General features: G+C 66.9%; 13 protein-coding genes and 1 pseudogene. 9 read left to right on the plus strand and 5 right to left on the minus strand.

Features of this window, described 5'->3' with window-relative positions; all coding sequences use genetic code 11:
• Positions 1 to 41: 41 nt before the first annotated feature.
• The 5 genes from ppc to B7X65_RS07495 all read left to right on the plus strand — a co-directional run bounded on the left by ppc (position 42) and on the right by B7X65_RS07495 (position 12,283).
• Positions 42 to 2,912, plus strand: a complete 2,871-nt coding sequence (ppc, locus tag B7X65_RS07475; protein ID WP_293593663.1) for a phosphoenolpyruvate carboxylase — start codon at positions 42 to 44, stop codon at positions 2,910 to 2,912.
• A 150-nt stretch (positions 2,913 to 3,062) separates the two neighbouring features.
• Entirely contained in the window at positions 3,063 to 3,272 is a 210-nt protein-coding gene (locus B7X65_RS07480) for a hypothetical protein (RefSeq protein ID WP_293593664.1), read from the plus strand.
• A gap of 59 nt (positions 3,273 to 3,331) precedes the next feature.
• Positions 3,332 to 3,580 carry a hypothetical protein gene (locus tag B7X65_RS07485; protein WP_293593665.1) on the plus strand — a complete coding sequence of 83 codons (249 nt, stop codon included), beginning with the start codon at positions 3,332 to 3,334 and terminating at the stop codon, positions 3,578 to 3,580.
• Positions 3,581 to 3,876: 296 nt separating this feature from the next.
• Positions 3,877 to 4,122 (plus strand): hypothetical protein, encoded by a 246-nt coding sequence (locus B7X65_RS07490; RefSeq protein ID WP_293593666.1) that lies wholly within the window; start codon positions 3,877 to 3,879, stop codon positions 4,120 to 4,122.
• Positions 4,123 to 4,126: 4 nt separating this feature from the next.
• Positions 4,127 to 12,283, plus strand: coding sequence for a glucoamylase family protein (locus tag B7X65_RS07495; protein ID WP_293593667.1), 8,157 nt, complete (start codon positions 4,127 to 4,129; stop codon positions 12,281 to 12,283).
• Positions 12,284 to 12,411: 128 nt separating this feature from the next.
• On the opposite strand, the gene B7X65_RS07500 is transcribed toward B7X65_RS07495, so the two are convergent.
• Complete coding sequence (locus B7X65_RS07500) at positions 12,412 to 12,873, minus strand: cache domain-containing protein (RefSeq protein WP_293593668.1); 462 nt, start codon at positions 12,871 to 12,873, stop codon at positions 12,412 to 12,414.
• 226 nt (positions 12,874 to 13,099) lie between these two features.
• On the opposite strand from B7X65_RS07500, the gene B7X65_RS07505 reads away from it, so the two are divergent.
• Positions 13,100 to 13,777: an ATP-binding cassette domain-containing protein gene (locus tag B7X65_RS07505; RefSeq protein WP_324488280.1), complete on the plus strand. Its 678-nt coding sequence runs from the start codon at positions 13,100 to 13,102 to the stop codon at positions 13,775 to 13,777.
• On the opposite strand, the gene B7X65_RS07510 is transcribed toward B7X65_RS07505, so the two are convergent.
• From B7X65_RS07510 to B7X65_RS07525, 4 genes are all read right to left on the minus strand, one after another.
• On the minus strand, positions 13,758 to 14,411 hold the full coding sequence (locus tag B7X65_RS07510) for a tRNA-uridine aminocarboxypropyltransferase (RefSeq protein WP_293593669.1): 654 nt from the start codon (positions 14,409 to 14,411) through the stop codon (positions 13,758 to 13,760). The genes B7X65_RS07505 and B7X65_RS07510 overlap by 20 nt on opposite strands.
• Before the next feature lie 75 nt (positions 14,412 to 14,486).
• The gene (locus B7X65_RS07515; RefSeq protein ID WP_293593670.1) at positions 14,487 to 15,674 is read right to left on the minus strand and encodes an AI-2E family transporter; all 1,188 of its coding nucleotides are present in this window, start codon (positions 15,672 to 15,674) and stop codon (positions 14,487 to 14,489) included.
• A gap of 158 nt (positions 15,675 to 15,832) precedes the next feature.
• Positions 15,833 to 16,579 carry a LytTR family DNA-binding domain-containing protein gene (locus tag B7X65_RS07520; protein ID WP_293593671.1) on the minus strand — a complete coding sequence of 249 codons (747 nt, stop codon included), beginning with the start codon at positions 16,577 to 16,579 and terminating at the stop codon, positions 15,833 to 15,835.
• Positions 16,576 to 17,637: a histidine kinase gene (locus B7X65_RS07525; RefSeq protein ID WP_293593672.1), complete on the minus strand. Its 1,062-nt coding sequence runs from the start codon at positions 17,635 to 17,637 to the stop codon at positions 16,576 to 16,578. The genes B7X65_RS07520 and B7X65_RS07525 overlap by 4 nt, the downstream gene beginning before the upstream one ends.
• Before the next feature lie 222 nt (positions 17,638 to 17,859).
• Here B7X65_RS07525 and argH point away from each other — a divergent pair.
• The 3 genes and pseudogenes from argH to B7X65_RS07540 all read left to right on the plus strand — a co-directional run bounded on the left by argH (position 17,860) and on the right by B7X65_RS07540 (position 21,425).
• Positions 17,860 to 19,181 (plus strand): annotated as a pseudogene (gene argH / locus B7X65_RS07530) (argininosuccinate lyase).
• Positions 19,182 to 19,362: 181 nt separating this feature from the next.
• Entirely contained in the window at positions 19,363 to 20,022 is a 660-nt protein-coding gene (locus B7X65_RS07535; RefSeq protein ID WP_293593673.1) for a response regulator, read from the plus strand.
• Positions 20,019 to 21,425, plus strand: a complete 1,407-nt coding sequence (locus tag B7X65_RS07540) for an ATP-binding protein (RefSeq protein ID WP_293593674.1) — start codon at positions 20,019 to 20,021, stop codon at positions 21,423 to 21,425. The genes B7X65_RS07535 and B7X65_RS07540 overlap by 4 nt, the downstream gene beginning before the upstream one ends.
• Positions 21,426 to 21,501: the final 76 nt, after the last annotated feature.

Below are 21,501 nucleotides of genomic sequence, written 5' to 3' on the forward strand. Positions count from 1 at the left end.
GCATGCTGCACTGCAAAACAAGAGCCAACACGAGGTGAACCATGGTAACGACGGCGCGTGCGACCCCCCCCAAGGAACAAACCGGGGGATCTGCCAAAGACAGTGAACGCCCGCGCGCCCGAAGCAGGGACAACGAGCGCCCGCTGGTCGAGGACATCCGCCTGCTCGGCCGCATCCTCGGCGACGTGATCCGCGAGCAGGAAGGGGTGGCCGCCTACGAGCTGATCGAGGAAGTGCGCAAGCTGTCCGTGGCCTTTCGCCGCGACGCCGACCACGAGGCCGACAAGGCCCTCAAAAAGCTGCTCAAGGGCCTGTCCGGCGACCAGACCGTCAGCGTGATCCGCGCCTTCACCTACTTCAGCCACCTGGCCAACCTGGCCGAGGACCGGCACCACATCCGCCGCCGCGCCATTCACGAACGTGCCGGCGACACCCAGGAAGGCAGCATCGAAGTGGCGCTGGCCCGCCTGCGCTGGGCGGGAATAGCTCCCAAAACAATAGCAAACATGCTGGCACACAGTTTTGTCTCGCCGGTGCTCACCGCGCACCCGACCGAGGTGCAGCGCAAGAGCATCCTGGACGCCGAGCGCGACATCGCGCAGTTGCTGACGGCGCGCGACGAGATCAAGGCGCTGGCCCTGGCCGTCCATGCGGCGCGCGACGCGCTGACGCCGCGCGAACTCGCCGCCAACGAAGCGCAGCTGCGCGCGCGCGTGATGCAGCTGTGGCAGACCCGGCTGCTGCGTTTCACCAAACTCACGGTGGCCGACGAGATCGAGAATGCGCTGAGTTATTACGAATCGACCTTTCTGCGTGAAATTCCCAAAATCTACGCCGACCTCGAACGTGCGCTGGGCAACCAGCCGGTGCACAGCTTTCTGCGCATGGGCCAGTGGATAGGCGGCGACCGGGACGGCAACCCCAACGTCAGCGCGGACACCCTCAACTACGCCCTGCGCCGCCAGGCCGAAGTGGCGCTGCGCCACTACCTGACCGAGGTGCATTACCTGGGTGGCGAGCTCTCGCTGTCGGCCATGCTGGTGGACTTCACGCCGCAGATGCGGGCGCTGGCCGAAAGCTCGCCCGACACCAACGAACACCGCCTCGACGAGCCCTACCGCCGCGCGCTGACCGGCGTCTACGCACGGCTGGCCGCCACACTGAAAGATCTCACCGGCACCGAAGCCGCGCGCCATGCGGTGGCGCCGCAAAACGCCTACCTGACGTCCGGGGACTTTCTGACTGACCTGCGCACGATTGCCTCCTCGCTGCAGGCCAACCACGGCGGCGCGCTGGTCGCGCAGCGCCTGCACCCGCTGATCCGTGCGGTGGAGGTGTTCGGCTTTCACCTGGCCACGGTGGACCTGCGCCAGAGCTCGGACAAACACGAGGAAGTGGTTGCCGAGCTGCTGGCCGTCGCGCGTATCGAGCCCCACTACGCCGGCCTCGACGAAATGGCCAAGCGGGAACTGTTGCTGCAACTGCTCAACGACGCCAGGCCGCTGCGTGTGGTCGGCACCACCTACTCGGCGCACGCCACCGGCGAACTGGCGATTTTCGAGGCGGCCCGCACGGCGCGTGCACGTTTCGGCAAGGAGGCCATCCGCCACTACATCATCAGCCACACCGAAACCGTCAGCGACCTGCTGGAAGTGCTGCTGCTGCAAAAGGAAGTGGGTCTGATGCACAACACGCTGGACAGCGCTGCAAGCAACGACCTGATCGTCGTGCCGCTGTTTGAAACGATTGAAGACCTGCGCAATGCCGCCCCCATCATGCGCGAGTTTTATGCCCTGCCCGGCATCGCCAGGCTCGTGCAGCGCAGCGGCGCCGAGCAGGACATCATGCTCGGCTACTCCGACAGCAACAAGGACGGCGGCATTTTCACCAGCAACTGGGAGCTGTACCGCGCCGAGATCGCGCTGGTCGAATTGTTCGACCAGCTCGCCAACTCGCACAACATCCAGCTGCGCATGTTCCACGGCCGCGGCGGCACCGTCGGGCGCGGCGGCGGCCCCAGCTACCAGGCCATCCTGGCACAGCCCCCGGGCACGGTGCGCGGGCAGATCCGCCTGACCGAGCAGGGCGAAGTCATCGGCTCCAAATACGCCAACCCGGAAATCGGCCGGCGCAACCTGGAAACCCTGGTGGCTGCCACGCTGGAAGCGACCCTGCTGCAGCCCACCAAGCCGGCCACCAAGGCCTTTCTGCAAGCGGCCGACCAGCTGTCGCAGGCCAGCATGGGCGCCTACCGTGCGCTGGTCTATGAGACCCCGGGCTTCACCGAGTATTTCTTCAGCGCGACACCGATCCGCGAGATTGCCGAACTCAACATCGGCTCCCGGCCCGCTTCCAGAAAAGCCACCCAGAAGATCGAGGACCTTCGCGCCATCCCCTGGGGCTTCAGCTGGGGCCAGTGCCGCCTGACCCTGCCGGGCTGGTACGGCTTTGGCGCGGCGATTGCGCAGTTTCTCGACCAGGGAGGCACACCGGCCAGTCGCAAGGAAGCGCTCGCCCTGCTGCAGAAGATGTACAAGCAGTGGCCGTTTTTCCGCACCCTGCTCAGTAACATGGACATGGTGCTGGCCAAAAGCGACCTGGCGCTGGCCTCGCGGTATGCCGAACTGGTCGGCGACGCGCGCCTGCGCAAGAAGATTTTCAGCGCGATCGAGGTCGAGTGGCACCGCACGGCCGAAGCGCTGACGCTGATCACCGGCGACAAGCAGCGCCTGGCCAACAACGCGGCCCTGCAGCGCTCCATCCGCCACCGCTTTCCCTACATCGACCCGCTGCATCACCTGCAGGTCGAGCTGGTGCGCCGCTACCGCGAAGGCAAGGCCGACGAACGCGTGCAGCGCGGCATTCACATCTCGATCAACGGCATCGCGGCGGGCTTGCGCAACACCGGTTGAGCTGCGCTGCGCAGGCGGAGGTTGCTATTGATTCAGTAGCTGCTGGCGCACTTTTCATAAGGGCTGGCGGCCTTTTTTCCTTAGAATTTCCGTCAACGGTGATGGGCGCAACAAAGCGCAGAAAATGACGCTTTAGCCAACAAGGTCCCTGTGAATCCATCCACTGCCCATGCCGAACTCATCGCCACCTACAGGAGGGCGCAGGCAGAGGCTGCCCACAAGGCCGGATTGATCAAAGCGGTGGCAAGCAAAGGGCCCAAGGCGATTCAGGCGGCCGTCGAAACAGCCTCCAAGGCAGCAAAACGCAGGGATTCGTATGCGAAAAAGCTGGCACTTCTGGGGGTGGACCTCAAGGACTGAGCGTCAGACCCCGAAGCGCGGGTCGGGTTGCGGATAATCGGGATTTGGAAAGAACCCCGATGGGAATTGAAGAACCACAAGAACCGGAAGAAATGGAAGAACCGGAGCCGCTGGAGGAATACGTCCCTGGCATCGCGGGCGGCCGGCACTACATGGCCCGGCTGTGTCATGTCCCTGACGGTCCCTGGTACATAGCCGTCATTCACGTGGAATCAATGCCGCCTTTGCACGACAGCGACAGGACCTGGCCCACCCGTGAGGAGGCCGTTCAGGCGGCAAACAAGCTGGTGGCAGACCTGGGTCACTGAGCCGGGATCACCGGTTCGCCGCCATGCCTGCAAGCCGGCCCGTTCGCTCCGGCGTCCAGCCATGCGATTTTCCTGTCCAGAAACGACAGCATGGACTGCCGTTCTTTTTCTGGCAGGCCCGGTCCGCGCGGAAGATCCGGCGGCAATAAGCCCGCGGACCACACTGTCGGACTACTCCTACAGGTCTTCCAGTGGAATCCGATGGCGGCGACCGCAGGTGAAACCTAAGATGGGTTTTAACGCCACACGGCATTGCCCAAGGCATTGCTGGCGCTCACCCCCCTGGAGCCTGAACCATGTCTACGCCACACGCCGAGGCGGTCAGCCGCCTTTCCGCCCACCATGATTCCATGAGCAATGCGCATGTGAGCAGTGACTTCACGGCACTGGCCGCACACATGAACGATTGCCAGCTTTCGCGCGGCCGCTTTTTTGCACTGCGTGCCGCACTGGAGTCCCTGCACGCCACCGCGTCCCCGCGCATCGTGACCACAGGCGCCCTCTTCGTCTGCTGCGGCGTAGCCTTGCTGGCCGTGGTTTGAGAGGGTGAACGCCGCTGTTCTTGACCGGCTGGAATCACTCACCCCGCACGCACGCCAGATCCTCCTGACCCAGAGGTCGGAAGCCGATCCGCCCATTCGCGCCGAACTGTTCGGCATCCACCGTTTCGAACAACATGGCCGCAGCCTGGCCGCGGCCCAGACCGTGCAGGCCGACGGCCCCTCGCGGCGTGGCCCTTCCTTTTTTCCGCGCGTCGAGGAAAACCTGGTCGCGCTGCGCCAGGCCTACGACTATGTGGCGCTGACCTCGAGCAGCGGCCACTATGTGACGCCTGCTGCCGAATGGCTGCTCGACAACTTTCACCTCGTCGAAGCCCAGCTGCAGCAGATCCGCGAGGGCGTGCCGCGGCGTTACTACGCGAGCCTGCCCAAACTGGCGGCGGCACCGCTGGAAGGCCTGCCGCGCGTCTACGGCATCGCCTGGGCTTATGTCGCGCATACCGACAGCGTGCTCAACCCGGAACTGTTCACCGCCTTTCTCAATGCCTACCAGGAATACAGCGAACTGCGCCTGAGCGAGCTCTGGGCCCTGCCGACCACCCTGCGCGTGGTGCTGCTTGAAAACCTTCGCCGCATGGCCGACAACATTGCCCAAAGCAAGGTGGCCCGGGAAGTCGCGCATGCGGTGTGGGACTGCGTGGACAGCCTCGACGACGCCGACCTCGACGCGATCAACGCCCTGATGCAGCAGCGGGGCCTGCAGCGCAACTACCTCACGCAGCTGTGGCAGCGCATGCCCACGGTCAAACTGGACATCTCGCCCTCGCTGGTTCTCTGGACCGAACGGCATTGTCCGGACGGGCCCGCGCTGATGGTTGAAAGCCAGACCGCGCAAGTGGCCGCCAACCTCACCGTCGGCAACATCATCACCACCCTGCGCCTGATCGGACAGGCCGACTGGGTCGAGCTGATCGAGCCGGTAAGCCGGTCGCTGCGCATGCTCAGCCGGTTGCCCAGCTTTGCCCGGGAAAGCGAGCTGACGCGCCAGCAGATCACCCAATCCATGGAGCGGCTGGCGCGCCTGAGCCGCCAGTCCGAGCGCGAGGTGGCGCAGGCCGTGGTCGCCGCCGCGCGGGCGGTGCCCCACACCCTGCCCGCGACCGCCGTGGAGCGCACGGCCGGCTACTACCTGCTCGGCGGCGGCCGGGCCGTCCTGGAGGCGACCCTGGGCATGACGGCACGCGGCGCGCCGGCGGCCGCCCTGCGCAACTGGCGCCTGCCGCTGTACATCGCTCCCATCATCCTGGGCACCGTCCTGATCGTGCTGGCGGCGGCCAACCGCATGAACCTGCACAGCTGGCCGACGGTGGCGGCGCTGTTCCTGCTGGCCTGGCCGGCGTCCGAAGCCGCCGCGGCTTTCGTGCACCGCCTGATCGCCGAATCGCTCAAGATCCGCGCCCTGCCACGGCTCGATTTCGCGGCCGGCATCCCGCCGGAACACCGTGTGCTGGTGGTCCTGCCGACGCTGCTGAGCTCCAGCGCAACCATTGGCGAGCTGGCAGAACGGCTGGAGCTGCACTGGCTGGCCAACCGCGAGCGCGAGGCCCAGTTTGCCCTGCTCACCGACTGGGTGGATGCACCGCGGGAAACCATGCCGGGCGATGCGGCCCTGCTCAACGCGGCGCTGGCGCAAGTCGCCGAACTCAATACGCGCCACCCCGCGGCGGCCGGGCTGGCACCGCGCTTTCTGCTGATCCATCGCCCGCGCGAATGGAGCGACACCCAGCAAAAATGGCTGGGCTGGGAGCGCAAGCGGGGCAAACTCGAACAGCTGGTGCGCGCACTGGTCACCGGCAGCATGGCCGGCTTCATGCCGCTGGCCAACGACCAGCGGCTGGCCGACGACATCCGGTACATCGTGACGCTGGACAGCGACACCGGCCTGCCGCCCGGCGCCCTGCGCGACCTGGTGGCGGTGGCGGCTCACCCGCTGAACACACCGCAGGTCGACGCCGCGTCGCGCCGCGTGGTGGCCGGTTACGGCATCCTGCAGCCGCGCGTGGTCACACCGCTGCCGGGGCCCGCTGAACGCACCCCCTTTCACCGCCTGTTTGCCGGGCAATGCGGGATTGACCCCTACAGCAACGGCGTGTCCGAGGTTTACCAGGACCTGTTCGGCAGCGGCAGTTTCAGCGGCAAGGGCCTGCTGCACGTCGCCGCCGTACATGCGGTCCTCGACGACCGCCTGCCCACGGGTTCCATCCTCAGTCACGACCTGCTCGAAGGCAACATCGCGCGCTGCGGCTTTGTCAGCGACGTGACGCTGGTCGAGGAGCAGCCCCACCATGCGGGCGTGGCCGCCTCGCGCATTCACCGCTGGACCCGCGGCGACTGGCAGTTGCTGCCCTTCATGGCGCGCGCCAGGCACTACGGCATCGACGCACTGGGCCTGTGGAAGATGGTCGACAACCTGCGCCGCTCGCTGGTGATCCCTGCCACCGTCGGTCTGCTCGTCTGCGTTGTTTTCACGGCGGCCATGCCCTTGTCCACGGCCCTGCTCGTCACCTTCGCGGCCCTGCTGGCCGGGCCCCTGCTCGGCGCGCTGGCCGGCCTGGTGCCGACACGCCGTGGCATTGCCTGGCGCCATTTTTTCCATGTGGGCCGCAGCGAGATGCTGCGTGCCCTGGGCGGCGCCGCCTGGCAGTTCAGCCAGTTGCCGGTGCAGGCCACCCTGCTGTTGGACGCCATCGTGCGCTCTGTCTGGCGCATGCGTGTGAGCCGCCGCGGGCTGCTCGAATGGAGCACCGCTGCCCAGGCCCAGGCCGCCGCACGCCACGAGCTGTCTGCCTTCGTACGCCAGCATGCGCCGGTGTCGCTGCTGTGCGCGGCGCTGGCGGTCGCCGCGTTGTGGAGCCCATACCCGGCTGCTGGCACGGCGCTGTTCCTGCTGTGGGCGGCGTCGCCGCTGGGCGCCTGGTGGGCCAGCAAACCGCGTCCGCCCGATCCCGCGCGCCGCCTGCGGGATGAGGACCGGGCCTACCTGCACACGCTGGCGCGCGACACCTGGCGCTTTTTCGAGCAATCGGTCGGCGCCGAGGACAACCACCTGCCGCCGGACAACCTGCAACTGGTGCCCGAGCCCACGCTGGCGCATCGCACCTCGCCGACCAACATCGGCCTGTACCTGCTGGCCATCTGCTGCGCCCGCGAGTTCGGCTGGATCAGCACGAACGAAGTCATCAGCCGGCTGCAAGCCTCACTGGACAGCATAGACCGCCTGCCCAGGCACGATGGCCACCTGCTCAACTGGTACGACACGCGAACGCTGGAGGTGCTGCAGCCGGCCTATGTGTCGGTCGTCGACAGTGGCAACCTGGCCGGCCTGTTGCTGGCCGTCGCGCAGGCCTGCACCGGCCTGGCGCAAAGCGGCGCCGACGGCAAGCCGGCGCAGGCCAGCCTGCTGCAGCTGGCCGCGCGCTGCCAGGCCCTGTACGCAGCCATGGACTTTCGCGGCCTGTACGACGCCAAGCGCCACCTGTTTCATATCGGCCTGCGCGTGAACGAACATGTGCTCGACGCGAGTTATTACGACCTGCTGGCCTCCGAGTCCCGGCTGACCAGCTTTCTGGCGATTGCCAAGGGCGACGTTCCGCGGCGCCACTGGGCCGCCCTCGGCCGGCCCTTCCTGTCGGTGGGCGTGGTGCCGGGCCTGAAGTCCTGGTCGGGCTCGATGTTCGAATACCTGATGCCCTCGCTGCTGATGTCCGAGCCCGGTCACGGCCTGCTGCACACGGCGGCCCACGCGGCTGTGGCCGAGCAGCGCGCCTACGGTACCGCGCAGCAACTCCCGTGGGGCGTGTCGGAGTCCGGCTATTTCGCGCAGGACCATTCGCTGGCCTTCCAGTACTCCCCTTTCGGTGTCCCGCGGCTGGCGCTGCGGCGCACCCCGCACACCGACCGCGTGATCGCGCCCTACGCCACCCTGCTGGCCACACTGTTCGATGCGCGCGGCGCGGTGCGCAACCTGCAGCGCCTGGAAAAACTGGGCGCACGCGGCGAGCTGGGGTTTTACGAAGCCCTGGACTTCACCGTCGCCCGCCAGCCGGAAAAGTCGGGCACCGAGGCGTTCAGCGTTGTGGAAGCCTTCATGGCGCACCACCAGGGCATGGCGCTGGTGGCGCTGTGCAACGTGTTGTGCACCAACGCACCGCGGCGCTGGTTCTGCGGCGACCCGCTGGTGCGGGCACATGAAAGCCTGCTGCATGAAAACACGCCGCGCCAGATCGTCCGCAGTGCCGACCCGCGCCTGCCGCCGGAGCCCGGCGGCTACACGCCGGAGCCGGTGTTCCAGTCCCGCGAGCTGAACCCGCTGGGCAGCGGCTGGAAACCCACGCACCTGCTGTCCAACGGCAACTACAACGTTGCTCTGCGCGCCAACGGCGCCGGGCTGAGCCGCTGGCGCGGCCGCAACATCACGCGCTGGCGCGATGACCTGCTGCGTGACGGCTACGGCAGCTTTTTCTACCTGGTCCATCCCGACCAGGCCGGTGTTCCCAGCGTCAGCTCGCTCACGGCGCGGCCGGCGCCGGGCCCGGGCTGGCACTACCAGGCCCGCTTCATGGCCGACCGGGTGCAGTTCGACGCGCAGGGCGCAGACCTGAGCACCACCCTGACCGTGCTGGTCAGCCCCGAGGACGACACCGAGCTGCGCACCGTGACGCTGCTCAATACCGGTCGCACCGAGCAGGTGCTGGAACTGGTGTCCTGCTTTGAGGCGGTGCTGGCCGACCCGCGCGCCGACGAAGCCCACCCGGCATTTTCCAGCCTGTTTGTGCAGACCCGCTGGGAGCCGCAGTGGCGCGCCCTCATGCTCACGCGCCGGCCGCGCCTGCACGGCGACCCGCAAATGGCGGTGGCGCATTTTCTGGCCGAGGCTGACGCCGACCTGATCTCGGTGGCGTGTATCGCCGACCGCCGCGTATTCGCCGGACGCCACCACCCGGCACACCAGCCGGCCCTGGGCGAGCAGCCCTTTGATGCGCAGGGCCATCCCGTCAACGGCCTGGACCCGGTGGCCAGCCTGCGCGTGACGCTGCGGCTGGCGCCCGGCGCCCTGGCCCGCTTGAGTTTTGCCACGACGGCCGCCGAGACGGCCGACGAGCTGGTGCCCCGCATCGACAAATACCTGCAACCCATGCACGTGGAGCGCGCGACCCGCATGGCCGCGACGCTGGCCCAGGTGCGGCTGCGCGACCTGGCGCTGACTCCGGAGGAAAACCTGGCGCTGCAGGACATGAGCACGGCGCTGATGTACAGCGTGGGCCGGCCGGCGGAACGCACGCCGCTGGACCAGCGCCAGCTCTGGCGCTTCGCCATCTCCGGCGACAAGCCCATCGTGCTGCTGCGCATCCATTCACCCAGCGGCCTGCCGCTGGTGCATGCACTGCTGCGCGCCCAGCCCTGGTGGGCCTTCGGCGGGCTGGCGGTCGACGTGGTGGTGGTCAACAGCGAAGTCAACTCCTACCTCATGCCGCTGCAGCGCGACATCCTGGCGCTGCGCGACCGTCTCACGCAGGCGGTGCAACACAGTTTCCCGCGCGATGAAGCCGCATCGTCGGCTGCGGGCTTTTTCCTGCTGCGCGAGCAGGAAATGTCTTCCGGCGAAAAAAGTGCGCTGACCGGGCTGGCACGGGTGGTGCTCAACGCCGACGGACGGCCGCTGGAAATGCAGGTCGCGGCCCTGCGCGAAAGCTGGTTGCCGAGGCGGTCCGGCACCGTGGCACCAACCGCGCTGGCCGGCCACGCGCCTGCCGTGGCAGACGGGCTTGCCCCGGGCCGCTTCGATGCCGCCAGCGGCGAGTACCGGTTCGAGCTGGCTGGCGGCCAGCGCCTTCCCCGGCCCTGGGTCAACGTCATCGGCAATCCGTCTTTTGGTTTCCAGGTGTCGGAAACCGGCAGTGGCTACAGCTGGGCCGGCAACAGCCGCATGCATCAGATCACCCCCTGGTCGAACGACCCGGTGCGTGACCCCGCGTTTGAGCACTGGCTGCTGCAGGACCTGGACAGCGGCGAAGTGTTCGCGCTGGCGCCTTCGCTGCTGGCCGCACCCGGCAGCAGCTGGCACGTGCGCCATGGCCAGGGGTATTCGGTGTTTGAGGGCCGGCACGCCGGCCTGCAGCTGGAGACCACTTTTTTTGCCGACCTGCATGAAGCGGTCAAGGTGGTCCAGGTGCGCGTGCGGCTGGACGAAGGCAGCGCCCGGCGGCGGCTGCGCGCCGTGGCCATGGTCGAGTGGCAGATGGGCGAAGCCAGGGGCAGCCGGCGCACGCTTCACACCTGGAACGGCGCCGAACGCGCGGCCGTGTTTGCCCAGCAGCGTGAAAGCCGCGATGGTTTTGGCGGCAGCACGGCCTTCCTGGCCCTGTCGGGTGCGGCAGGCGGCACGCAATGGACCTGCGACCGCAGCGAATTTTTCGACACGCTGGGCCAACTGGTGCTGCCCGCCATCCTCGGACGGCGCAGCGGCGGCGCCGTCGACCCGTGCGCAGCCCTCGCCACCGAGTTCTCGCTGGCGGGCACCGAAGACCTGACGTTCAGCTTCCTCCTCGGTCATGCGGCCGACGGGGCCGGCGCCGAGCAACTGGCCAGGCAGTGGGCACAGCGGGACACCGGCCAGGCCCTGCAGGCGGTTCAGTCCTGGTGGTCGCAACTGCTGGGCAAGGTCGAGGTCAGCACGCCCGACCCGCTGTTCGACGCGCTGGTCAACCGCTGGCTGATCTACCAGACCGTGGTCTGCCGGCTGTGGTCCAAGGCCGGCTTCTACCAGGCCGGTGGCGCCTTCGGCTTTCGTGACCAGCTGCAGGACGCCATGGCGCTGGGCCTGGCCGACCCGGCACGGCTGCGTGCGCAGATTGTCCTCAATGCCTCGCGCCAGTTCCCCGAAGGCGACGTGCAGCACTGGTGGCACGCGCCCGGCGGCGAGGGCGTGCGCACGCATTTTTCCGACGACCTGCTCTGGCTGCCCCATGCCTGCGCGCACTACATCGACATCACGGGCGACCTGGCCCTGCTCGACGAATCCGTGGCCTTCATCGACGGACCGGCCATCCCGGACGGCGCCGAAGACGCCTACTACCCGCCGCAAACCAGCACGCAGTCGGCCAGCGTTTACGAACACTGCGCGCGCACCATCGACCGCAGCCTGGCCGTCGGGACGCACGGTCTGCCGCTGATGGGCACCGGCGACTGGAACGACGGCATGAACCGTGTCGGCCACGAGGGCAAGGGCGAGTCCGTCTGGCTGGGCTGGTTCCTGTGCCGCGTGGTGCAGGACTTTGCGCCGCTGGCCCGGGCCAGAGGCGAGACCGCACGCGCCGACACATGGCTGCACGCGCGGCAAGGCTGGATCGCCGCGCTGCACGACGCCGGCTGGGACGGCGCCTGGTTCCGCCGCGCGTTTTTTGACAATGGCTCGCCGCTCGGCTCCAGCGCCAACAGCGAATGCCGGATCGACCTGATCGCGCAGGCCTGGTCCGTGCTGTCCGGCGCCTCCACCGAGGCCTTCACCGTGCCGGCCATGCTGGCCCTCAAGCAGCAGCTGACCGACCCCGACGCCGGGTTGCTGCGCCTGCTGGACCCGCCGCTGCAGCATTCTGAAAACAACCCGGGCTATATCCAGGCCTACCCGCCCGGCGTGCGCGAAAACGGCGGCCAGTACTCCCACGCCGGGGTCTGGGCCATGATGGCGCAGGCCCTGGGCGGCGACATCGAAACCGCCTGGCGCAGCTTTGAAGCCCTGAGCCCGGCGCACCGCAGCGCCCACCCCACCCGCGGCCCGGCCTATGAAATTGAACCCTATGTGCTGGCCGGCGACATCTACAGCGCCCCGCCCTATGTCGGGCGCGGCGGCTGGAGCTGGTACACCGGCTCGGCGGCCTGGCTGCACCGCGCGGCGCTGGAAACCCTGCTGGGCCTGTCGGTGCGCCAGGGCGAGCTGTCGCTGACGCCGCGTGTGCCCGCGCACTGGCCATCGTTTGGCATCACGCTGCGGCTCGACGGACGCGTGGTGACCTTGCGCTGGCAGCGTGCCGATGTGGCGCAGGAAGAAAGCTTCAAGCCGGACCGTGTGCTGGCGCCCGGCGAAGTAGTGCGGCTGGCGGACCTGCCGATGTCGGCCAGCCTGCTGGTGCAGGCCGGCCCCTGAGGCGAGCGGCAACTGGAATGCTATTTTTTTGGGAGCATGTTGCGCTTGCCGGATAAGGGCCAACGGCCTTTTTCATTCGCAGTGCTGGCGCGAGACGGACTTGTCACGCAGACCACGCCGGAGCCGCTTTATTTGTAAATGCCGCAGCCAACGACCAGGTCGTCCATTTTCTCGACATACATGGATTTTTGCTGGACGACTTTGGTGATCGGGTTGGGCCATTTGAAATCGACCCAGCCATTGCCCTTGGTTTTCGCCAGGTCGACGTATTCCTTGACGAAATATTTGCCGTCGATGTCCTTGAGTTCGATCAGCGACTTGCCGACGAGCTTGGGATTGACGCCATGTGCCAGCATCTTTCCTTCCGTGTCAACGGTGGTCATGTAAAGGTCGCGATCCCTGAACGGGCCGTTCGGATTGCTGAATTCGGCGAAGGCCTTTTCCCTGCCGTTGGCTTTGATGTAGGCAATGGCTTTCTTGACGAGCGCGGTGGCTTCTGCGGCCGACCCCTGTTCGCCGGCAGCCATGGCCGTCATGTTGAAGCTCAGGGCCGCCAAACCGAACACAAGTACCTGGAGAAGTTTTTTCATGATGACTGTTCCTTTATTTTCTGAATCCGGAATGCCGGATGAGCACGGCAGGCGCGCAGTGACGCGTGCCTTCATGCATAACGGCTGCGGGCAGGAAAAATGAAGGGCCGGGATCTTTTTTTTGCACAGCCCACCAACCCTGACCCGGCTGGCCTTTGGCACGCGCCGATGGAAACGGTGGTTGGCACCGGCATGCGGGCCATGGCGGATCATGTCCAATACAGGCATGACACAGCCTGACCAGACGAATCGTCAAAGCCTTCCCTCCCCGCGTGCGGCGGCCTCCCCCATGGTTCTCCAGGCGGAAGGCCTGCGTTTTTGTTATCCCGAGCGCGAACTGTTCGCCGGCTTGTCGGTTGCCATTTCACCGGGCGTCACCTTCGTGCATGGCGGCGACGGGCGTGGCAAGACCACGCTGCTGCGTCTGCTGGCAGGGCAACTACCGGCTGCAGCAGGCTCCTTGAAGATCAACAGCGTGTCCCTGCAGGATCAGGCTGCGGACTACCGCCGGCAGGTGTTCTGGACAGAGCCACGCACGGAGGCATTCGACCAGATGACACCGGCGCACTACTTCGATGTGCAGCGCCGAGCCTATGCCGGCTTTGACGATGGCGTGCTGGCCACCTGTGTGGACGGCCTGGCGCTGGCGCCGGAGCTGACCAAGCAGATTTTCATGTTGTCTACCGGCTCAAAGCGCAAGGTCTGGCTGGCGGCGGCCTTTGCCTCGGGTGCGGCACTCACCCTGCTGGACATGCCGTTTGCCGCGCTGGACAAGGCGTCGATCGGTTTTGTTCTGGCACTGCTGGAAGATGCCGCAGCCCACCCCCTGCGCGCCTTCGTGGTCGCTGACTATGCGGCACCGGCCGGTGTGCCGCTGGCGGGTGTTATCGACCTGGGTGACTAGAAAGGTAGCCGAGCTGCTGCGCCACGAAACCGTCAAAGGCCGTCAACAGCGGTTCAAACTTCTCGGCATCGCCTTCAAGCTGCGCCAGCGCCGCACAGGTTGCCTCCAGCGTCGACAGCTGGTCGGGCCGGTGCGCTTCGCGGATGCTGTAACGCGACGGCGGCAAGCCCTGCAGCGACAGGCGCGGCAAGGCCTGCAGCGGCGGGCTGAGGTAAAGCATCTTGCGGCTCTTGCGCCAGGTGCCGTCGAGCACGATCAGGCGCAGCCTGGCGGGCTCGCGCAGCCACCCGGCCGGCAAGGCGGGCGGGGCCGGTTCGCCCAGCGCCTGATCCTGCGGCATGTCCGGGTACAAAAGAAGGTTGTGCCGGGGAGTGCCCGCCACGGCCCCGGCCGCCTCGAAAGGTGCTGCCAACAGGGCCGCGTCGGCAAACCCCTCGCCCGTCACCAGGCGGCTGCGCGGCAGGCTCAGGTGCAGCAGCCGCGCGCTGCCCTTGGGGTGATCGACCTCCAGCGGGTGCTGCAGGATCAGCACCTCGACCTCATGCGCCACCGGCGTGACCCAGGCACAGATGCAGGCGCTTTGCGGACGCAGGCAGACTGCACAATCCGGGCGGCAGGGCGGCGATGCATTCACTATCAAATCAATAGCACTTTGCGCAGTCTATGAAAGGGCTGGAGGCCAAAATGGTTAAAAAAGATCCGGCCCGACTCAGGGGCCCAGAAACTCACCCAGGGGCTTGAGGTCGTCCACCCGGTCGCAGACCGACTTGACCATCATCATGATGGGAACGCCCAGCAGCAGTCCCCACACGCCCCAGAGCCAGCCCCAGGCCAGAAGGCCGACAAAAACCGCCACCGGGCTCAGGCGGCTGGCCCGGCTGGTGAGCCAGGGCGTGACCAGGTTGCCGACGATGGTGTGGATGACCAGCGAGGCGCCGCCGACCACCAGCGCCATGTTCAGCGTGCCGAACTGCAGGAAACCGACCAGCGCCGTGGCGGCCGCGGTGATCAGCGAGCCCACATAAGGCACGAAGTTGAGCACGAAGGCGACAATGCCCCAGACCGCCGCATTCTCCAGTCCGATGGCCAGCAGGGCCAGCCAGGTCAGCACCCCGACCAGCGCGCTGGTGAGCAGTTGCACCTGCAGGTAGCGCTGGATCTGGCCGGTGATTTCATGCAGGGCCTGCAGCGTCACTTTTTTCTTGCTGAAGCTGGGGCCGGCCAGCTTGAGCAGCTTGCGCCGGAAGCTGTCGCCCGAGAGCAGCAGGAAGTAGGTCAGGAAAATGACCGCAACGGCCTGACCGACCAGCGTGACCAGGCCGATGGTGCCGGTCCAGAGATAGTCCTTGACGTTGAAACTTGCCCGCTCGACCACCACCCGCATGGCGCCACGGGTGTTGCCCGGTCTGGCGCCTTCCTGGGTGGCCTGCTCGATTTGCGATGCGGCTTTCTGCACGCTGTCCAGGGTGCTGTCCGCACCTCCGGCCTTGACCTTCATGGCGTTGCGGAATTTTTGCGCGGCCACCGGCAGCGACTCCACCAGTTGCGCCGCGTTGTCCCTGAGGGACCAGGTGGTCGAGGCGATGGCACCGAAAATCGCCAGCAGCAGCACGGCAGAACTGAGCCAGCGCGGCACACGCTTGAGTTCCAGCCAGTTGACCACCGGCGAGAGCGCATAACTGGCCAACACGCCGAGCATCACCGGAATGAACACTGCCTTGGCCCAGTGCAGCACGAACAAAATGGCCAGGCCGGCAAGCACCATCAGCGACATGTTGCGGATGTCCACCGGCATGTGCAGCAGCAGGCGATCCGGCTCCGGGAAGGTCGTCACCTCGGGATCGGCAGGCGCCGCAGGTTCTGCCGGCAGTATTTCGGGCACGTGTTCTTCGCTCATTGGTGTTCCTTGTGGGGCGCTCCGCGGGGTGTCACTGGCAAAACCGCCCTGGGACGAAGTCTCCATTCCTGTACCGGCCCCATTTCACCGCGGCAGGCGGGCGGGCGGTGCAGGACGCCGTCGCCAGAACAGGTAGGGTTTCAAGCCAGGTGGGGTGCTCAAGCGGCGATGGCCTCGCGCACCGCGCTGAGCTGGCGCCGCGACACCGCCAGCAACTCGTCGATGCCGTTGAGCCGCACGGCCCAGCCCTCCCCTTCTTCGGGATCAAAGTGTTTTTCAAGCGCGCGCACCGCGCGGCGGGCCACCAGCGCGTTACGGTGGATGCGCATGAACTGCTGGGGGTATTTTTCCTCCAGTTCGTTGAGGCTGCCGTCGAGGATGTAGCTTTTGCCCGCCGTGCGCACCGTGATGTACTTGAGTTCGGCCTTGAGGTACAGCACCTCGGCCAGCGGCACACGCTCGGTCCGGCCGCGGTCCTGGATGATCAGAAAATCACCATTCGAATCGGCCTCCAGCCCTTTACCCGTATGCGCAAGCCGCTCTACTTTTTGTAGCGCCTGCTGCAGGCGCTCGAGCCGCACGGGCTTGGTCAGGTAGTCCACCGCCTCGAGATCGAAGGCCTGCACCGCGTGTTCGGAATGCGCGGTGACAAACACCACCGCCGGCGGCTGCGGCAAACGGGCAATGGTCTGCGCCAGGGCGATGCCGTCGGCGCCGGGCATGCGGATGTCGAGCAGGACCACATCAAAGGTTTCGCGGCGCAGCGCGTCCATGGCCTGCGCCGCATGCGCGGCTTCGGCGGCCACGCAGGCGGGCGGCGCCGTGCAGTCGCCCAGCAGCGTGCGCAGGCGCGAACGCGCCAGCGCCTCGTCATCCACAATCAGCGCCCTCAACTTGCCTGTCATAGCGGAATCTCCAGCCTCACTTGAAAAACACCGTCCTTGAACACGGTCTTGAATTGCGCCTGCACATCATGCAGCAGCGCCAGGCGCTCGCGCACATTGGCCAGCGCCAGCCCGTGCCCCCGCTCGCCGACGCCGGCCGGGGTGGAATTGGTCACCTTGAGCACCACCACGCCGCCGCGCCGTTCGGTGGTGATCTTGATCTGCGCGCCCTGGGCGCTGGGCTCCACGCCGTGGCGCACCGCATTTTCCACCAGCGGCTGCAGCAGCAGCGGCGGCAATTTGGCCGGGTCGGCCCCGGGGTCCAGACTCCACTGCACCTGCAGGCGCTCGCCAAAACGGATCTGCTCGATGGCCAGGTAACGCTGCGCCAGTGCAATTTCCTGCCCCAGCGTGACCGACTCGGTCTGGTCGGCCAGCGCATGGCGAAACAGCTCGCTGAGGTCTTCCAGCACGGCTTCGGCCTTGGCCGGTTCAGCGCGCACCAGGGCGATGGCGCTGTTGAGCGTGTTGAACAGGAAATGCGGCCGGATGCGCGACTGCAGCTCGGCCAGGCGCGCCGCCGTGGCCGCCGGTGTGCGCGCCTTGGCGCGCCAGACCAGCCCGGCCACCAGCACCGCCGACAGCAGGGCGCCGGCCGCAGCGCTGGCCCACCAGGGCGCCGGATCAAGCAGGTTCAGCAGCACCAGCAGGCCGCAGCCATACAGGCCCGCCAGCGCGCCAAGCGACACGCCAGCCATCCACTGCTGCGCCGTGCCCAGCCGGGCCAGCCGCCCCTTGAGCACACAGGCGGCGATCAGCCAGGCCAGCGTGGCGGGCAACACGCCGCCGGTCAGCAGCGAAAAACGCAGCAGCCAGTCGACAAAGACGCCGGCGCCGAACATCGCGCCGACGCCCACCACCGCCTCGACAAACAACACGGCGCGCAGCACCACACCGACATTGCAGGCGTCAAACACATTGACACGGGGCGGCAGGGGCGCAGGCGCATCCCCGGGCTGGCTGTAACCACCCAGCACGGTCGACTCGCCGAAGGACGAAAGGTCGGGCTTGAACTGCATGAAAAAGGCTCGCTTGTTCCGTGTCCGGTTCTGCGCGCGGGCCGGCCCGGAGGTCCCGGGCGCCCCGCTTGACGGGGCTTTCCTGCACGCAGATAAAATCAGGCCCTAGTATTGCACCGGCAACCCGCTTGAAACCGGCGTCAAACCCGTACTTCCCCCAATAATGTTGTCGCCGCGACACGCCATCGCTGCCGCCAGACGGTCCTCCACAGAAAGCCTCCCGTGAGCCAACTCGACAAAAAATCCCAAGCCTGGTCCGCCCTGTTCTCGGAACCCATGAGCGACCTGGTCAAGCGTTACACCGCCAGCGTGTTTTTTGACAAGCGGCTGGCTCAAGCCGACATCACCGGTTCGCTGGCGCACGCCGAGATGCTGGCCGCGCAAAAAATCCTCGGCGCCGCCGACCATGCGGCCATCCAGAAAGGCATGGCGCAGATCACAGCCGAAATCGAATCCGGCGCCTTTGAATGGAAGCTGGACCTCGAAGACGTGCACCTCAATATCGAAGCGCGCCTGACCCAGCTCGTCGGCGACGCCGGCAAACGCCTGCACACCGGCCGCTCTCGCAACGACCAGGTCGCCACCGACGTGCGCCTGTGGCTGCGCGGCGAGATCGACCTGATTGATGCGCTGCTGACCGACCTGCAAAAGGCGCTGGTCGATATTGCCGAGAAAAACGTCGAGGTCATCCTGCCCGGTTTCACGCATCTGCAGGTGGCGCAGCCGGTGAGCTTTGGCCACCACATGCTGGCCTACGTGGAGATGTTTGCGCGCGACGCCGAGCGCCTGCAGGACGTGCGCAAACGCGTGAACCGCCTGCCGCTGGGCGCCGCCGCACTGGCCGGCACCAGCTACCCGCTGGACCGCGAACGTGTCGCCACCACCTTGGGCATGGTCGATGAAAAGGGCCAGCCGCAGGTCTGCCAGAACAGCCTGGACGCGGTCAGCGACCGCGACTTCGCGATTGAATTCACGGCCGCCGCCTCGCTGGCCATGGTCCACATCAGCCGCATGAGCGAGGAGCTGATTCTGTGGATGAGCCAGAACTTCGGCTTCATTGAAATTGCCGACCGCTTCACCACCGGCTCGTCCATCATGCCGCAGAAGAAAAACCCCGACGTGCCCGAACTCGCACGCGGCAAGACCGGCCGCGTGGTCGGCCACCTGATGGGTTTGATCACCCTGATGAAAGGCCAGCCGCTGGCCTACAACAAGGACAACCAGGAAGACAAGCCATGGAGCGCGCCGCCCTCAAGGGTTATGCCACCGCCACCGACCTGGCCGACTACATGGTCAAGAAGGGCCTGCCCTTCCGCGACGCGCACGAGGCCGTGGCCCATGCCGTCAAGGCAGCGATCTCGCATGCGGTGGATCTGTCCGAGTTGCCGCTGGCCGTGCTGCAGGAGTTCAATCCCAAGATCGAGAAAGACGTCTACGACGTGCTGAGCCTGCGCGGCTCGCTGAACGCCCGCAACACCCTGGGCGGCACGGCGCCGGTGCAGGTGCGGGCACAGATCGCGCGGCACCGGGCGCGGCTGGCCTAAGCTCCGGCTAAGGTGTCCTTTGTAGAGTCAAGAGCTGCAAAGGACACCACCATGCGCTTACCGCCAAACTGCGATTCCATTCCAGCCAGGGCCGCGGAACCGGCTTCGCCGGGCCGCAGGCGCAGCGCCCCCTCGGGGGGCAGAGAGCTACACGCAGTGAGCGAACGTGGGGGCCCGCGCCATGCGCCTGTTGCTGGTTGAAGACGACGCCATGATCGGCGAGGCCGTGCTGGCGGTACTGCGATCCGCCCACTATGCCGTGGACTGGGTGCGTGATGGCGCCATGGCCGATACCGCCCTGCGCAGCGAGCACTACGACCTGGTGCTGCTCGATCTGGGCCTGCCCAGACGCGACGGGCTCGAGGTCTTGCGCACACTGCGGGCGCGGCGCAACACCACACCGGTGCTGGTGGCCACCGCGCGTGATGCGATCGGCGACCGCATCGCCGGGCTGGATGCCGGCGCCGACGACTATGTGGTCAAGCCTTATGACACCGACGAGCTGCTGGCCCGCATACGCGCGCTGATACGCCGCAGCGCGGGCCGGGCCGAGCCGGCTTTTGAACACAGGGGCGTGAGCCTGAACCCCGCCACCCATGAAGCCAGCCTGAACGGCGAGCCGGTGTCACTGTCGGCGCGCGAATGGGCGGTGCTTGAGCCGCTGCTGGCACGGCCGGGCACGGTGCTGTCGCGCGCCCAGCTCGAGGAAAAATTGTTCAGCTGGAAGGACGATGTGAGCAGCAACGCGGTCGAGGTCTATATCCATGGCGTGCGCAAAAAACTCGGCAGCGACATCATCCAGACCGTGCGCGGCCTCGGCTACCTGGTACCCAAACAATGACAATCCCTCCCAGCCAGGGCAGCGCATCCGGCGAAGCGAAAAGCGTGAGAGGCCATTCCCTGAGAAAACGTTTGCTCTGGTTCGTGCTTGCCGCCATTTTGCTGGCCGCCGTGGCGCAGGCCACCACCGCCTACCGCAGCGCCTTGCGACAAGCCGACGCGATGTTCGACGACCACCTGCAGCAGATGGCGCGCTCGCTGCGCGGCGGCATCGCGCCGGGTTCGGGGCTGCCCGACGGCGAGGACGATGCGGGCTTTGACCTCTATGTACAGATCTGGGGCCAGGACGGTACGCAGATTTTCCGCTCCACCCGTTCGGCGCTGCCGCCGCGCGCGGTGCTGGGTTTTTCCGACGTGGAGGCCCATGGCAAGCACTACCGCGTGTATTCGCTGCAGACGCCTTTCCAGACGGTGCAGATTGCGCAGGACCTGGACGCCCGCACCGCGCGTGCCCGCGCCCTGGCAGCGCGAGCGGTGTTGCCATTCGCGCTGCTGACGCCACTGCTGATGCTGGCGGTCTGGTGGGTCATCAACCGGTCGCTGGCGCCCATCGAACGGACGCGGCGCCAGGTCGCGCAGCGCGCGGCCGACGATTTTTCGCCGCTGGCCGGCGCCGGCCTGCCCGACGAGGTGCGGCCGCTGGTCGACGAGCTCAACCTGCTGTTCGGCCGGGTGCGCGGCGCCTTCGATGCGCAGAAAAATTTTGTCGCCGATGCTGCGCACGAGCTGCGCTCGCCGCTGACGGCACTCAAGCTGCAGGCGCAGGCGCTGCGCCCGAATGGCCTGGCGGACCAGACCCCGGCCGAGCGCGAAGCCGGTATCACCCGCCTGAACCAGGGCATAGACCGCGCGATCCGGCTGGTCGAGCAACTGCTGGTGCTGGCGCGCGAAGAGGCCGGTCCATCGGGGCCCGGGCAGGTGGCTGCGGGCAGTGTTCCGGTCGATCTGCAGGACGTGGTCAAGCTGGCGGTGGCCGACGTGTTGCCGCAGGCCCGGCTCAAGCAGATCGACCTCGGCCTGTCGGGCGATGCGCCGCCTTCTTCGGCGCGTGTGCAGGGACAGCCCGAAGCCTTGCGTGTGCTGCTGCGCAACCTGCTGGACAACGCCGTCAAGTACACGCCCGCCGCGGGCCGCGTCGACGTGTCGCTCGCCGTGGCACAGGGCCGGCCGCTGCTGCGAGTGGAAGACAGTGGCCCGGGCATTGCGGCAGAGGACCGCGAGCGCGTCTTCGACCGCTTCTACCGTGCCAGCGGCACGGTGGCCGAGAACGGCAGCGGCCTGGGCCTGGCCATCGTCGAGGTGATCGCCGAGCGCCATGGCGCGACGCTGCATCTGGACCGCTCGGAGCGCCTGGGCGGCCTGCGGGTCAGCGTGTTTTTTCCGCCGTCGCCGTCGGCGGCCTGAACAGCCTCCGCTTTTAATGCTATCTAATTGATAGCATATTGCGCCCACTCACAAAGGGCTTGAGCCACTTTTTATC

It is taken from the genome of Polaromonas sp. 39-63-25 (assembly GCF_002278925.1).
Lineage (GTDB): Bacteria > Pseudomonadota > Gammaproteobacteria > Burkholderiales > Burkholderiaceae_C > Polaromonas.